Below are 14,290 nucleotides of genomic sequence, written 5' to 3' on the forward strand. Positions count from 1 at the left end.
CGACCGATGCCCTAGCGGGTACGGGCCAACCGGCGCAGGTGGTCAGCCGGGAGCCTGGGCTGTCGATTCCCCGCCACGTGCTGCGTGCGGTCGCCGAGTTGGGCACCGGTGCCGAGTTGGCCGGTGAGTGCGGCGCGGCGTTGGCCCACCTGCACGCCGTCGACGCCGCTGCCGCCCCGGCTGGTCTGGATCGCCTCGATGCTGGTGATCTCTTCGGCGACTACTGCGACGGGTTGGCAGCGACGCTCGATGACCTGCCGCTCCCCCACCCAGCGATCCGCCTGGGCGTCGAGTGGCTGCGCCGCAACCCACCGTCGAGACCACAGCGTCAAACGATCGTCCATGCCGATTTCCGCACGGGCAACCTGCTGGTCGACAACGGCCGGCTGAGCGCCGTGTTGGACTGGGAATTGGCCCACGTCGGCGACCCGATGGAGGACCTTGCCTACCTGTGCCTGCGCACCTGGCGCTTCGGCAACGACGAACTGCCGGTCGGCGGGTTCGGTCCGCTCGACGCGCTTCGCTGGGCCTACGAGGCGGGGGGCGGAAGCTGGCGGGAGGACGCCTTTCGTTGGTGGATGGCCGCGCGCACCGCGTGGTGGGCATGTGGCCTGGCCGCTCAGGCCGCAGCCTTCACGGCCGGCCTGACCGACTCGATCGTGCTCGCCGCCAGCGGCCGCCGCGTTCCCGAGCTGGAGTACGACCTGCTGAACCTCATCGAGACCGAGACCGGCCCGGAAGGCACCTGATGGACTTCGATCTGCCCACCGAACTCACCGACTACCTGGGCGCACTTGACCGCTTCATCGAGGCAGAGATCGCCCCGCTGGAGGCCGAGAACATCGAGTACTTCGACCACCGGCGCGAGCACGCCCGCACCGACTGGGACAACGGCGGGCTGCCCCGACCGGAGTGGGAGGCGCTGCTCGGGGAGATGATGCGCCGGGCCGATGCGGCAGGACACCTGCGTTACGGCCTTCCAGAGGCGGTCGGCGGCCGGGGCGGATCCAACCTGGACATGGCCGTCATCCGCGAGCACCTGGCCACCAGAGGCCTGGGCCTGCACAACGACCTGCAGAACGAGACTTCGGTCGTCGGCAACTTCCCGTTCATCCTCATGATGCTGGCCAAGGGCACCGACGCCCAACGGGCCGAGTTCATCGACGGCGCATTTGACGGCACCCACCTGGTGGCCTTCGGGCTGACCGAGCCGGAGCACGGCAGCGACGCCACCTTTCTCGACACCACGGCGGTGCGCGACAGCGATGAGTGGGTGATCAGCGGCACCAAGCGCTTCAACACCGGCATGCACCGGGCCACCCACGACATGGTTTTTGCCCGCACCGGCGGCGAGGCCGGCGACGCCGACGGCATCACCTGCTTCCTCGTGCCCACCGAGACCCCCGGCGTCGAGATCGGCACCTACTGGTGGACGTTCAACATGCCCACCGATCATCCCGATGTGCACTTCACCGACGTGCGGGTCGGCGACGATGCCGTGTTCGGCGATGTCGGTCGGGGGTTGGAACTGGCCAACATTTTCGTGCACGAGAACCGCATCCGGCAGGCCGCCTCCAGCCTGGGCGCGGCCCAGTACTGCATCGACGAGGCGGCGAAGTACGCCTCGGCCAGGGCTCCGTTCGGCCGCCCGCTGTGGAAGAACCAGGCGATCCAGTTTCCGCTCGCCGAGCTGCAGACCGAGGCGGCCATGCTGCGGGCGCTGATCCGCCAGACCGCCTGGCGCATGGACCGCCACGGGGCGATGGACGTCACCGACGCGGTGTCGATGTGCAACTACCGGGCCAACCGGCTGGTGTGCAACGCCGCCGACCAGGCGATGCAGACCTGTGGGGGCATGGGCTACACGCGGCACATGCCCTTCGAACACATCTACCGGCACCACCGCCGTTACCGGATCACCGAGGGATCCGAGGAGATCCAGATCCGGCGGGTGGCCGGGGTGATGTTCGGCAAGCGGGCCAAGCGCTGACCGCGGCCGGCCAGGTCGATCAACCGTTGCCGCTCGATGGAGTGCGTCGTTGCGCTGCAAACGCGGTCAACGCCCCAGCAGTACCTCGTCGAACAGGTCGGCGGTGGGCCCGGCCAGCACCGACCAGTCGAGCTCGTCGCGTCGTTGCAGCGCCGCCGACCGGGCCCTGTCGAGGTCGGCGTCGGTGAGCGCATCGAGTGCGGCGGCGATCGACTCGGCGCTCTGGCCCACCGGGATACCGGCGTCACCCAGGTGTTCGACGAGGTAGCCCCACTCGGAGCGCAGCGTGGGCAACCCAAAGCCCAGTGAATCGCCGGCTGCGCCGGTGGTGAGCATCTTTCCCTGCTCGTCGAACACCAGTGCCAGCACATCGCAGGCGGCCAGGCGGGTGGCGTACAGGCCGGCATCGACGTTGCGGTATGGCTCGGCCAGGGCGATACGTGGGTCGTCGGGCACCACCTCGTCGCCGCGTAGCGACCAGCACACCACCTCGACGTCGTTCCGTTGGCTGGCGGCGACGCCGTCGAGCACCTCCTGCACCAGCTTTTCGGCCCGGGGTGACCCGACGATGCCGATGCGGAGCCCGACCGGCGACAGCCCGAGACGTCGCTCGGCCTCGGCGCGGTCGGGCGGGTCGGTGGCGGCCCAGACCGCGCCGAAGTGCCCGTGCGGGATCACCCGGTGCAGGCAGCGGTCTGAGAAGTCGTAGCGCTCCCTCAGGCGGGCCTCACCCCAGACGCTGTGGTGGATGACGCCGGCCGCCGTGGCGGCCCACGCCCCGTAGACGGCGTCGTAGATCTCGGGCTTCTTCTCGTGCGGCGTCAGGTTGTGGGCGGTCCACACCACCGGCACATCGGCGTCGTCCAGCGCAGCGATGATCGCCCGATGGGCCTCCAGGTCGTCGAAGGCCACCCACTCGGGCCAGTGCAGGTGCACCAAGTCGATGCTGCGAAACCCGGGGTCGTCGAAGCCGTCCCAGCCGAACGGCACCCCCCGTTCCACCAGCCGGTCGGCCACGTGGGGATACATGCCGCGGTGGTAGTGGGCTCCAGGTGCGGTCGACCCAACCCGGATGAGTGGGGTGACCCGGGCGGTGTAGGCGACGGTGAGCGCCGGATCGACATCGAGCTGATGCACCCGGGAGAGCTGAGACCACGGGCTGGCCCACTCGGCCACCCCGTCGACCGGCACGACGGTTGCCTGCCCCTCGCCGTCGTCAACCGTCCACTCGACGCGCAGCGGCGCACCGTCCACCTCCGGGATCGCCATCCCAAGCGCCACCGGTGGTCCCTCGAAGTTCAGTTGGTCGTGCAGCACGATCGTGCGTCCGTCGATCGACAGATCCATCGTTCGGGACCCGGCGAGGGGCGGCGCCAGCTCCTCGCCTTCGACGCCCTTGCCCGACTCGACAAAGCAGCCCCAATGGGCCGTCACTCCCCCATCGCGATGCTCGACCGAAGCGGGCAACCCGCCCGCAGCGAACCGCTTCAGCCGGTCGACGACCAGCGGCGTCCACGTGGGCAGATCGCGATCGACGGGCACTTCCCAACGTCCTGGGCGGTGCAGCGCCGGCAGGTAGTGGCTGCGGGTCGCCCCGACGAAGGGCACCACGAACTCGGCACCGCTGGAGCGGTGCGCCCACACCCCGGCCGGACGGTCGGTTTCGAAGGGGACGAACCGGTCGATCGGCGGGTAGGCCTGCCGCTTCGAAGCGGGGGTGAGGGCGGGGTCGACGTCACGCAGTTCGGCCGCGGCCCAGGCGATCTTGCCCAGCAGGTCGAAGGTCAGCTGCAGCCGACGCTCCGGCCCTCGATAGGCGTCCTGTGCCCGGTGGGCGTGGGCCGTGGTGAGTCCGCCAGCGTCGAACCCATCGCTCAGCGTGATCGCGGCGTCGACCGCCCGCCGCAGCCACACCTCCGGTGTTCCCGGCACCTCCTGCCCGGCCGTGAGCGCAAACGCAGCCAGTTCGAGGGTGAGCGCGTCTGACAGGTGGCCGGTGGACCGGCCCCAGGGCACCGACGAGCCATCCGGACCTCCGACGGTGAGGACCAGATCGAGAGCCTGGCTCATACCGCGTCGCCACACCTCGCCGATCCGGTCGGCCAACGGTTCGGTGAACAGCCAGACGTCCGCGGTGTAGATGTCGTAGCGACCGCTGGCATCGTTGGAGTCGTCCAGCGCTCCCAACGGGTTGGCGCCCAGCACACCGCATACCCGCTCGACGAGATCATCCAGCCCGCCGGTGTCGTCGACCAGGCCGAGGCGCACCCGACCGAGCTCGCAGCGAGCGAGCACCCCGGCGTAGTTGCGGGGCAGCACCTCCGCATCGAGGAGCTCGAGCCAATCGGAGCTGTCGACCGCCAGGGCAACCTGTTCCGCCTGGGAGCTGCTCAGGCCGGAGAGCAGCGCGTTGCCCTCGAAGGGCCCCCGCTCGAGCAGCGTCTCGGCGATCCGGTAGGAGAAGAACGTGTGCGTCCCGGCGCCGTCGATGTCGGCGAGCAGGCCGGAGATGATCTCGTCGATCGGTCGACCGGCCACCTCGGTGACGCCGGCCCGCGCCAGGTGGTGCAGCGTGAAGCACAGGTCCGCCCGCACGTCGGCGCCCACCTGGTGTCCGGCGAACATGCGAGGAATGCGCCACCCGTGCAGATGGGCTTGCTCGGCGTCCTCCAGCGTGTCGACGACGAACGCCCGGAGTTGTGCTGCGAGCGCTCCGGCAGTGGTCACTGGTGACGCAACTCGGCCGTCGTCATGGGGCGCAGTGTAGAACCCGTCACATCATGGCCAACCTGCCGGTGACGGTTGGGCTCAGGCCGCTTTGATGAACCGCTGCAGGTCCCTGAACGTCTTGTGGCTCGGAGGTGCCCACGGCATCAAGATCGGAAAGACATGGAACATACCCGGAACCTCCACCGCCTCAACCTCCACATCGGACGCCTCGAGATGGTCGACGAACTGCCGGATTGGATCACGGAACATCTCATCCGCCCCGTACACAATGTAGGTGGGCGGCCAGTCCGACACGTCCTGGATGAGCGGCGAAACGAAGGCGTGGTGCCCGTCGCCGCGCAGGTAGGCCGACGTGGGGATGTTCCACGGCAGGATGTCGTGGCTGGCATTGTCGGCCACCGACGGCTGGTCGAGGACGAGGTCGACCTCGGGCGAGAACAGGATGACGCCGGCCAGGTCCTGGGCCTCGAAGTAGTCCATCAGGTGCATCAGCGAACAGATCAGGCCTCCGCCGCCGGAGTCGCCCGCCAAGAAGATGTCGCTGGCCGGTATGCCGCTGTCGACCAGTGCGCCCAGCACGGTCATCCCGTCCTCGGCACCGTGCGGGTAGGGAAACTCGGGGGCGAGTCGGTAGTCGGCGACGAAGACGTCGCAACGGGTGCGACGGGCGATCGCAGAGGTGAACGCCGCGTACATCCACGGGGAGGTTCCGACGTAACCTCCGCCGTGAAAGTAGGCGATGGTGCGCCTCGGCTCGTCGACGCCGTCGGGGCGATACCAAATGCCGGGGACACCGCCAACACTGGCGACCTCGTAGCTCACGTTGTACGACGCGATGACCGGCGGCATCACCACCGAGGAGAGACGGTCCAGCACCATCTCGATCGAGCGGAAGTCCTCGATTCGCAGCGAGGTTGAATATCCCATGAACGAGCGAATCATCTCTCGCGTGAGGTTTGCGGTCACGTTGGCCGACAACGTTTTGAAGGGGCCCCTCCACGGTGTCTTCAGCGGAACCCGGCCGAGCGCCACGCCTAGTTGACCGGCCAGGCCGAACAGGTCGAGCGCCGCCTCCGGCGGCGAGGACGTCTCAACATCGGGTCGATCACCCATCACCATCGCTGCGTCCTCCAATCTGTGGCGCCGAGGGAACCTGGCGGTTCCAGAACGGACAGTCTCTCACGGAGAGTGGCGGAAGCCGAACCGCAGCGCGTCACACTCGGTCGGGTGGTGGGTCTACGTCGGTGAGTCCACCCGCTCGCCGTCGAGGGCCTCGATCAGGCCGCCGGCAGCGCGGTCACCGATCCGCCCGAACGCCAAGCCCAGGACCGGGTCGACGAAGCGCAGCAGCCCGTTGAGGGTGAGTTCGGCCTCGTAGGTGACCACCGAGCCGGTCCCGTCGGAGCGCACCGTGATCGAGTCGAGCGAGGTCAGCGTCGTGCTCTGGGCCCGAGCGACAAACAGCTTGGGAGCTTCGTAGGTGGTGGTTTCGTAGCGGAGCGTCATCGTGCCCAGCACCGCCTTGACCGACACGTCGAAGACGGCCTCCGGGCCGGGGCCAGACCCCTCCACTTGATCGACGTCGTCAACGCCGGGATCCCACCGGGCGAAGTTGTTGAGGTCTGCCATGAAGGCGAACGCTTCGGCGGGTGGCATCGGGGTGCGGACGTGGACGACGTAGCGGGGCATGATTGTTCGGTACCCGCCCGGACAACCCAAACAAACCACCGGTCGGTCGACCCCGGCCCAACGTCCCGGACAAGGGGGTCCGCTTCGTCACCACGTCTCGGGCAGCCCGATGAAAATACACCGCCAAACTGTCCGCCCGATACCCCGGCACCCGCTAGTTGCGAGGGGTGTGGGGCCCATCGCTCAGGCGGTCACCACCATGTCGGCGGGGACCGACACCCAGGTTGCGGCGACGACGGCCAAGTTGGTCCCGTCCGGTGCCACCAGGGCGCCCTCGGTGCGCAGCTTGCGCCCGTCGACGTCGACGAGCCGGCTGTGGATCTGATGCTCGACGCCGCCGGGGACGCGATCGCGGATCTCGACCGCCAGCGTTCCGGTCAGCGCAGCGCTGCCCTCCGGGACCGCAGCGAAGGCGGGGGCTGCGGTGGGGCAGTCGAGTGCGCCCCAGACCAGCCAGGGCGGCACGTCCTCGTCACCCTCGGGCGTCCAACGCACCGCGAACTCGGCGCTCGCTGCCAGCGGCCCGGCATACAAACCAAGGCCGTCGTGGTGTTCCCTGGCGTTTCCGCAGCCGAAACACAGCGGGTAGGGGTGATCGTGGCCGACGCGGAACGTCGAGCGTCCCTCGGCCGCCGCTATCGCCTCATCGTCCGCCGGCGAGAATGGCGTAATATCGAGGGGTTCGCTCAACGGGCTGACCGCGGCGATCGGCCGGTCCCCGTTGGAGACCCGTACCGTTCCGCCGCCGGCCGCAGTGGGCATGAGCTCGGTGGCCAGCGGGATCGGCGCGGCGAAGCGCACCGAGGCGGCCAGCGGGTTGACCAGCTCGGCAAATCGCCCGGCGGACACGCCGCCGTGCCCACAATCGGTCGGACCGTTGAATCTGGGGTCGATCGAGATCATGGTTCGATCTTGGCAGAGCGGAAAAGGCGGTGCCCGCCCTCTGGCGGGCTAGGCCGGCGCCACGCTGAAGGTGCCGGCCATACCCAGCATCGAGTGCTTCTTGCCGGTCGCCGGGTCGATCAGGATGCACTGGTAGGTGTACTTGCCCGGGGCGGCGAAGGTCATGGTTGCCCCGCCGGTCTCTCCCGGGTCGGTGGCACCAACCTCGCCGATCGCCTCGCCGCCTGGGTCGAGCACCTCAAATTCGTGGGGCTGGTCGCCGGTGTTGGTCATTTCAAATCGGATTGTCGTGCCGGCGGTGATGTCGGTGAGATCGAGGTCCTCGTAGGTGAAGTCGACCGCGTCGAACGTGATCGTCCGGTCGGGTTCGGCTTGAGCGGCGCCGCCCTCGCCGGTGACCGTGAAGTCCGACGTGATCCCGTCGCCGGTCATGCCCGGCTTGCACTTCACCTGGTAGTCGCCGGCGACCAGGTCCACGGTGAGGGTGCGGGACGTGCCGGTGGTGACGTTCTCCACCTCGCCCATCACGTCACCGTCGCCGTTGAGGACGTATAACTCCGACACCTTCTTACCGTCGTTGGTGAACTCGAAGCCCACCTTGCCGGCCTCGATGATGTCGTTCTCGAGCGTGCAGGCGTCGTCGGTGCCGATGACCGTGGCCGTGGTGTCTGCCGCTTCACCCGAACAGGCGGACATCAGCGCGCTGGCGGTGATCAGGGCGACGGCAAGGGACCCGGCGGCGCGGGTGGACTTCAACATGGGCAACTCCGGAGGGGGATGTGGACAGGGGTCAGTGTGCGACTGCCGCCGATTGGGGCGACGGCGAGGCGGTGTTGGCCTGGACCGGCGTGGGCTCCCCGGTCGACGGCTGAGGCTGCGGGCTGCGCAGGAACAGGAACATCGTCGGGACGAGGTAGCCGACGTAGGTGATCACCTCGAGCACGGTCATCTGCGGGCCGAGGTTGAAGATGCCCTTGACCAGGGTGCCGTACCAACTGGTGACGTCGTAGCCCTGCAGGTCCCAGGCCAGCGTGTTGAGGCCGGGCACGATGCCCGCCTCCTGCAGGTCGTGCACCCCGTAGGCGAGCACGCCGGCAGCGATGACGATCAGCGCTGCACCGGTGAACTTGAAGAACGCTGCCAGATTCATGCGCACGGTGCCGCGATAGATGAAGACGCCGGCGACAACCGCCGTGCCGATACCGAGGACGGCGCCGATCGCGGGTGCTGCCCCCGACCCTTGCGCCTGGAACGTCGGGTACAGGAACAGGGCGGTTTCGAGGCCCTCCCGGCCAACGGCCAGCAGCGCAGCCAGAAACACGCCGGCGGCGCCAAGCTCGAGGGCGGACTGCATCTTCTGATGGAGGTCGCCCTTGATCGTGCGCGAGGCCCGCTTCATCCAGAACACCATCCACGTGACGAACCCGACGGCGACGATCGACAGGAATCCGCCGAAGGCCTCCTGGGCCTCGAAGCTCATCGAGGCCGAGGTGAAGTGAAGCACGGCCCCAAACCCGAACGACACGACGACCGCCACCGCAACTCCGGCCCACAACGCAACGATGCGGTCGCGCCGCTCGGCACGGACCAGGAAGGTCAACAGGATGCTGACGACCAACGCTGCCTCGAGGCCCTCTCGCAGTCCGGTGAGGAATGTCTGTAACACCTGAGGCCTCCAACGTGCGTTGTCGTGGGGTCGGGCGGCCATGAAGGAGGCGTCCGGCCTGTTGCAAGGGGAGCCTAACAACGAGACCGGGCAGGGACGCAACCACCCGGGCCAATCGTTTCGAGACGTCGACGTGGGCGGTTCAGCACTCCGGAACCCGCACCGACACGTTGACCGCCAGCCCGCCGAGCGACGTCTCCTTGAAGCGGTCCGACAGCGACTGGGCGGTCTCGCGCATCGTGTCGCTCACCCCGGCGAGGGTCCCCCGAGCCGCCGCCGGATCGCCGGCGATCGCCAGGCCGGCGGCGTTGATCGCTTTGACCGCCCCCATCGTGTTGCGTTCGATGCAGGGCACCTGCACCAGGCCGCTCACCGGGTCGCACGTCATGCCCAGGTGGTGCTCCATGGCAATCTCGGCCGCCATGAGCGCCTGGTCGGGGTTGCCGCCCATCGCCTCGGTGAGCGCTGCGGCCGCCATGGCGCTCGACACCCCCACTTCGGCCATGCAGCCGCCCATCGCCGCCGAAATCGTGGCGCCCTTTTTGAACAACGTACCGACCTCGCCGGCGACCAGCAGAAAGTCGTGAACCACGGTCCGGGCGTCGGGGGCCGAACGGTCGTCGATGTCGTCGGCGAGGCAGAGGTAATACAGCAGCACGGCCGGGATGACGCCGGCGGCGCCGTTGGTCGGGGCGGTGACGACTCGGCCCAGGTTGGCGTTCTCCTCGTTGGTCGCCATCGCAAACGCGCTGATCCACTGCAGCACCTGGCCGAAGTCGTGATCGCCGCCCCGGATCCGCGCCAGCCAGGCGTCGACCGGGTTCTCGTCGACGAGGGAGTCGTCGTCGATCCGGTCGTCGCTGAGCAGCAGCCGCACCAGCGGCGCCGCTCGGCGCTGGACCCCGAGCCCGCCGGGCAGGGTGCCTACGGTGTGGCAGCCGCGGTACACACCCTCGACCATTACCCGCCACAGCGCGTCCAGACCGGCCCGGATTTCGTCGGGGGTGCGCCACGCCAGCTCGTTCGTCCACACCACGTCGGCGATGCGCCCCTCCGTCGCGACGCAGTGGGAGCGCAGGTCGTCGGGTTTCTGGGTTGGGTACCGCAAGGTCGGCTGGCCGCCGCGTGTCCTGTCGGTTCCCTCCTCGCCGAGTTCGTCGTCACCCAGCTCGTCATGTCGCAGCACGAAACCTCCCCCCACCGAGAAGTAGGTCGATTTCAGCGAGCGTCCCCCGGCGCTTGCCACGCACGTCATGGCGTTGGCGTGCCCCGGGAGGCACTCGTCGGGGTGGAACACGATGTCGGAGTCCAGGTCCAAGGCGATTGGGGCAGAGCGTCCGTCCAAGCTGAGCGACCGTCGATCGCGGAGCGCCGCCACCAGGTTGGCAATGTCGTCGACGTCGACCGTCTCGGGGTCGTGGCCGAGCAGCGCCAAGGCAATCGCCTGATCGGTGGCGTGGCCTCGGCCGGTGAGGGCCAAGGAGCCATAGAGGTGCACCTGGATCCGTTCGACTGCGGCGAGCCCACCGTCCTCGTCGAGCGACTCGTCCAGCTCGGCCAACCAGCGCTGGATTGCCCGCCACGGGCCGAGCGTGTGGGAGCTGGACGGCCCGATGCCCACCTTTAACATGTCGAACACGCTGAGCACTTCCATCAGGCCTTAGCCAAGCACACCCAGACCCGCAACGTTCGCCGTCCGTGGTTGCGATCAGGCTGGGCTTTGGTCGCTGTGGGGCCTCCCAACCGGTCGGCTTCCCCGTCGATGCCGCCGCCACAGCACCAGGCCGGCGGCGCCGATCGCCAGCGCAGCGACCGCGGCGACGGCAGTCGCTGCGGGCAGGTTGAGGAGAAAGCGGATCAGGCCGCCGCCGGCCACCACCGCAACCACCGCCCCGGGGATGATGCCGATGCCGGTGCCGAGGAGAAAGGTGGGCGTGCCCACCCTGGTCACCCCAAGCAGCCAGTCGGCGGGCGGCAGCTGGCCGAACACGAGCCGCAGCCCGACGATCGGCGTCAGCCCGCCCTCGGCCAGCCGCGCGTCGAAGCCGTGCATCCTGGGCGGGATGCGGGCCTTCACCCAATCCCGGGCGACCCATCGGGCGAACGCGAAGCCCAGGTAGCTCGACCCCATGTTGCCGATCCACGACAGCGCGATCGCCAGTGGAAACGGCCACACCATGCCCGCCGGCGCCATGTAGACGAAACCCGGCACACCGAAGGGCTGGGTCACCCACATCACCACCACGAAGATGATTGGCCCGACCGCTCCGGTGTCGGTGAGCAGGCCCTGCACGTTGCCGTCCTCGACGATCCAGCTCAGCCCGCCGAGCGCCACGAAGGCGATCGCAACCAGCGTGAGAGCGATCAGGGCCGCAATTCTGGAGTTCGTCCGCGTCACCGGAGGTCGAACCTCAACCCTTTTTGGCAATGTAGGCGGCGTATCCCTCCGCCATCTCGCGTAGCTGCGGATCCTCGACGAAGCGCGGCTCGAAGGCTTCCCAGGCCGCCTGGCGCTTGGCCGGGAGGTATTCGGTGGGCCAATTGCCTTCGTGGGGTCGGTAGCCCTTCAACACGTTGCGGGCGACCGTGGCCTTGTGCACCTCGTCCACCCCATCGGCGATGCCCATCGTCGGTGCGGTGGCGTACATCGCCTGCAGCGGGGTGAGGTTGGTCGTGCCGAGCGAACCGAGGATGTGCAGCGCGTTGAACGACACCTCGCGCAGCACCTTGGCCATCGTGAACTTCACGGCGGCGATGTCGGTGCGCGCCTCCTGGGTGCTCGTGTTGTCGATCTTCCAGGCGGTCTCCAACACGAGCAGCCGCAGCATTCGAATCGAGGCGTAGCTGTCGGCGATCTTCTCCTGCACCATCTGGTGGTCGCCGATGATCTTGCCGTGTGATTCGCGACTGAGCGCACGCTCGCACATCATGTCGAAGGCCAGCTTGCACTGGCTGATCGTGCGCATGGCGTGGTGGATCCGTCCGCCGCCCAAGCGGCGCTGGGCCAGCACCTTGGCGCCGTCCTCGGGTCCGAGCAGGTGGTCGGCGGGGATGCGCACGTCGTTGTAGATGATGTGGTTGTGGTTGCGGGGCTCGGGCATGATCTCGACGCCCGGGGTCTTCCGGGGTACGACGAACATGCCGTTGGTGCACATGACGAACAGCAGGTCGGCCACCCGGCCGGCGCTGGTGAACCACTTCTCGCCGTTGATGACCCATTCGTCGCCGTCCTTCACCGCATGGGTGGTGAACAGGTTGGGGTCTGACCCGCTCTGGGGCTCGGTCATCGAGTACGCCGACCACAGCTCCTGGTTGAGCATCGGGGTCAGCCAGCGCTCCTTCTGCGCGTCGGTGCCGTAGGCGGCGAGCATCTCGATGTTGCCGGTGTCGGGGGCGCCCGCGCCGAAGATCTGCGGGGCCGAGCCGTAGCGGCCGAGGATCTCGTTCAGCAGGCCCAGCTTGAGCTGGCCGAACCCCGGCCCGCCCAGGTCCTCATCGAGGAACAGCGCCCACAGGCCCTGCTCCTTCACCTGGTCCTGAAGCTCCTTGACCAACGCCTTCAGCTTGGGGTCCCTCGCCCGCACCGCATAGGGGAAGACCAACTCGAGCGGTTCCACCTGTTCGCGGCAGAACCGCTCCACCCAGTCGAGCTTTTCCTGAAACTCGGGTTCGGTCGAGAAATCCCAAGCCATGTGCGTGTGCCCCCGTGCGTGTTCGTGGCTGTGTTGCCGGGGCGATCCTACGGCCGTTCGGTTCGCTCGTGGCCGGGAGTTACTCCTCGGCGGCCTCGCCGTTCACCATCCATGGGGTACCGAAGCGGTCGACCGTCACCCCGAAGCGGGGCGCCCAGAAGGTCTCCCCCATCGGCATCTCGACCTTGCCCCCGTCGGCCAACGCCTCGAAGACCCGCTCGGCCTGATCGAGATCGGTGGTGGTGAAGTTGACGTACATGTACTGCATGGCGCCGAAGTTGTCGATGTCGAACACGTCCGAGGCCATCAACAGGTGATCGCCAAACTTGAGGGCGGCGTTCATGACCAGGTTGTCAGCGCCCTCGGGAAGCGGTTCGTCGCCGGGCATGTCCGACATGGCCATGATCGACAGCTCGCCACCAAAGATCTCCTGATAGCGGGTGAACGCTTCACGGCAGTTGCCGCCGAAGTTGAGGTAGGGAGTGAAGGACATCGTGTGCTCCTGAGCGTTGGGGTTCTGGCTGGTTACCCATGACGACGGTCTGGGCCGCCCAAACTCATCGGCCGGTTGCGAGAAGGTTCAGGGTCGCAGAAACGTTTTGCCGATGTTGGTGCCCTCGAACAGGGCGTTCAGCGCCGGCACCGCCTGGTCCAAGCCCTCGAACACGTGGCTGCGGTACTTCAGCTCCCCCGCGTCGAAGAGCCGTCGCAGCTCGGCGTTGGCCTCGTCGAAGCGGCCCCAGTGGTCGAGAGTGTTGAACCCCTCCATCCGGGCCCGCATCGCCAGCAGTTTCACGTAGTTGGCCGGGCCGGGGTGCTCGCCTGAGACGTAGCTGGAGATCACGCCGCACAGCACCACCCGTGCGTTCATGGCCAGCCGGCCGAGTGCCGCGTCGAGGATGGGCCCGCCGACGTTGTCGAAGTACACGTCGATGCGATCGGGGCACTGTTCCTTCAGCGCCGCCCGCAGGTCGGCGCTGCGGTAGTTGATGCAGGCGTCGAATCCGAAGTCGTCGACGACGGCGGTGCACTTCTCGTCGGAGCCGGCCAGCCCGACCACCCGCGCGCCGGCCGCCTTGGCCAGCTGACCGGCGATCGACCCGGTGGCGCCGGCCGCTGCGCTGACCAGCACGGTCTCCCCCGCTTGAGGCTTGCCGATGTCGTGCATGCCGAAGTAGGCGGTCGCCCCGGTCGAGCCGAACACGGCGAGCAACCCGGCACGATCGATGCCGGCGGTACCTTCGCTCATGCGGCCCATCACGGTCGTGTACAGATCGTCGCGGGCGATCGAGTAGTCGCTGAAGCCGCCGAGGGTGGTGACGACGTCGCCGACCTGGTAGGCCTCGCAGTTGGTGGCGACCACCTCGCCCACCGTGGCGGCACGGACCACTTCGCCCAGCTGCACCGGCGGCAGGTAGCCCGGCTGATCGTCCAGCCAGGTGCGCACCGCCGCATCGATCCCCACCAGGCTGGTCCGCACCAGCGCCTCGCCGTCGCCCAACGCTGGTACGTCGGTCTCGACGAGCTCGACGTTCTCATCGGCGACCAGCCCTGAGGGGCGGCTGCGCAACACAACCTGGCGGTTCGTCTCGTTCATCGCGGCGAGTGTACGTGCCGACG

General features: G+C 68.2%; 13 protein-coding genes. 2 read left to right on the forward strand and 11 right to left on the reverse strand.

Annotated features, from left to right (window positions below):
* Together PKD89_RS12170 and PKD89_RS12175 are read left to right on the forward strand one after the other, a co-directional pair.
* A partial coding sequence (locus PKD89_RS12170; protein ID WP_289010146.1) for a phosphotransferase family protein occupies nucleotides 1-749 on the forward strand: 749 nt, incomplete at its 5' end.
* Nucleotides 749-1,990 (forward strand): acyl-CoA dehydrogenase family protein, encoded by a 1,242-nt coding sequence (locus tag PKD89_RS12175; protein WP_289010145.1) that lies wholly within the window; start codon nucleotides 749-751, stop codon nucleotides 1,988-1,990. The genes PKD89_RS12170 and PKD89_RS12175, both read left to right, overlap by 1 nt.
* 66 nt (nucleotides 1,991-2,056) lie before the next feature.
* Here the strand turns inward: PKD89_RS12175 and PKD89_RS12180 are convergent, their stop codons facing one another.
* The 11 genes from PKD89_RS12180 to PKD89_RS12230 form a co-directional block, all read right to left on the reverse strand.
* The gene (locus PKD89_RS12180) at nucleotides 2,057-4,717 is read right to left on the reverse strand and encodes a hypothetical protein (protein ID WP_289010144.1); all 2,661 of its coding nucleotides are present in this window, start codon (nucleotides 4,715-4,717) and stop codon (nucleotides 2,057-2,059) included.
* 81 nt (nucleotides 4,718-4,798) lie between these two features.
* Nucleotides 4,799-5,833, reverse strand: coding sequence for an alpha/beta hydrolase (locus PKD89_RS12185; RefSeq protein WP_289010143.1), 1,035 nt, complete (start codon nucleotides 5,831-5,833; stop codon nucleotides 4,799-4,801).
* A 123-nt stretch (nucleotides 5,834-5,956) separates the two neighbouring features.
* On the reverse strand, nucleotides 5,957-6,409 hold the full coding sequence (locus tag PKD89_RS12190) for an SRPBCC family protein (RefSeq protein ID WP_289010142.1): 453 nt from the start codon (nucleotides 6,407-6,409) through the stop codon (nucleotides 5,957-5,959).
* Nucleotides 6,410-6,592: 183 nt separating this feature from the next.
* Nucleotides 6,593-7,312, reverse strand: coding sequence for a hypothetical protein (locus PKD89_RS12195; protein ID WP_289010141.1), 720 nt, complete (start codon nucleotides 7,310-7,312; stop codon nucleotides 6,593-6,595).
* A 48-nt stretch (nucleotides 7,313-7,360) separates the two neighbouring features.
* Nucleotides 7,361-8,071, reverse strand: coding sequence for a cupredoxin domain-containing protein (locus PKD89_RS12200; protein ID WP_289010140.1), 711 nt, complete (start codon nucleotides 8,069-8,071; stop codon nucleotides 7,361-7,363).
* 31 nt (nucleotides 8,072-8,102) lie between these two features.
* Nucleotides 8,103-8,978, reverse strand: a complete 876-nt coding sequence (gene efeU, locus PKD89_RS12205) for an iron uptake transporter permease EfeU (protein WP_289010139.1) — start codon at nucleotides 8,976-8,978, stop codon at nucleotides 8,103-8,105.
* A 142-nt stretch (nucleotides 8,979-9,120) separates the two neighbouring features.
* Nucleotides 9,121-10,608 carry an L-serine ammonia-lyase gene (locus PKD89_RS12210; RefSeq protein ID WP_324332475.1) on the reverse strand — a complete coding sequence of 496 codons (1,488 nt, stop codon included), beginning with the start codon at nucleotides 10,606-10,608 and terminating at the stop codon, nucleotides 9,121-9,123.
* A gap of 78 nt (nucleotides 10,609-10,686) precedes the next feature.
* Entirely contained in the window at nucleotides 10,687-11,376 is a 690-nt protein-coding gene (locus tag PKD89_RS12215) for a TVP38/TMEM64 family protein (RefSeq protein WP_289010138.1), read from the reverse strand.
* 13 nt (nucleotides 11,377-11,389) lie between these two features.
* Nucleotides 11,390-12,670, reverse strand: coding sequence for an acyl-CoA dehydrogenase family protein (locus PKD89_RS12220; protein WP_289010137.1), 1,281 nt, complete (start codon nucleotides 12,668-12,670; stop codon nucleotides 11,390-11,392).
* 79 nt (nucleotides 12,671-12,749) lie between these two features.
* Complete coding sequence (locus PKD89_RS12225) at nucleotides 12,750-13,163, reverse strand: VOC family protein (protein WP_289010136.1); 414 nt, start codon at nucleotides 13,161-13,163, stop codon at nucleotides 12,750-12,752.
* A gap of 87 nt (nucleotides 13,164-13,250) precedes the next feature.
* Entirely contained in the window at nucleotides 13,251-14,267 is a 1,017-nt protein-coding gene (locus PKD89_RS12230) for an NADP-dependent oxidoreductase (protein ID WP_289010135.1), read from the reverse strand.
* Nucleotides 14,268-14,290: the final 23 nt, after the last annotated feature.

Source organism: Candidatus Neomicrothrix sp., from assembly GCF_035329545.1.
GTDB classification, from domain to species: Bacteria; Actinomycetota; Acidimicrobiia; order Acidimicrobiales; family Microtrichaceae; genus Microthrix; species Microthrix subdominans.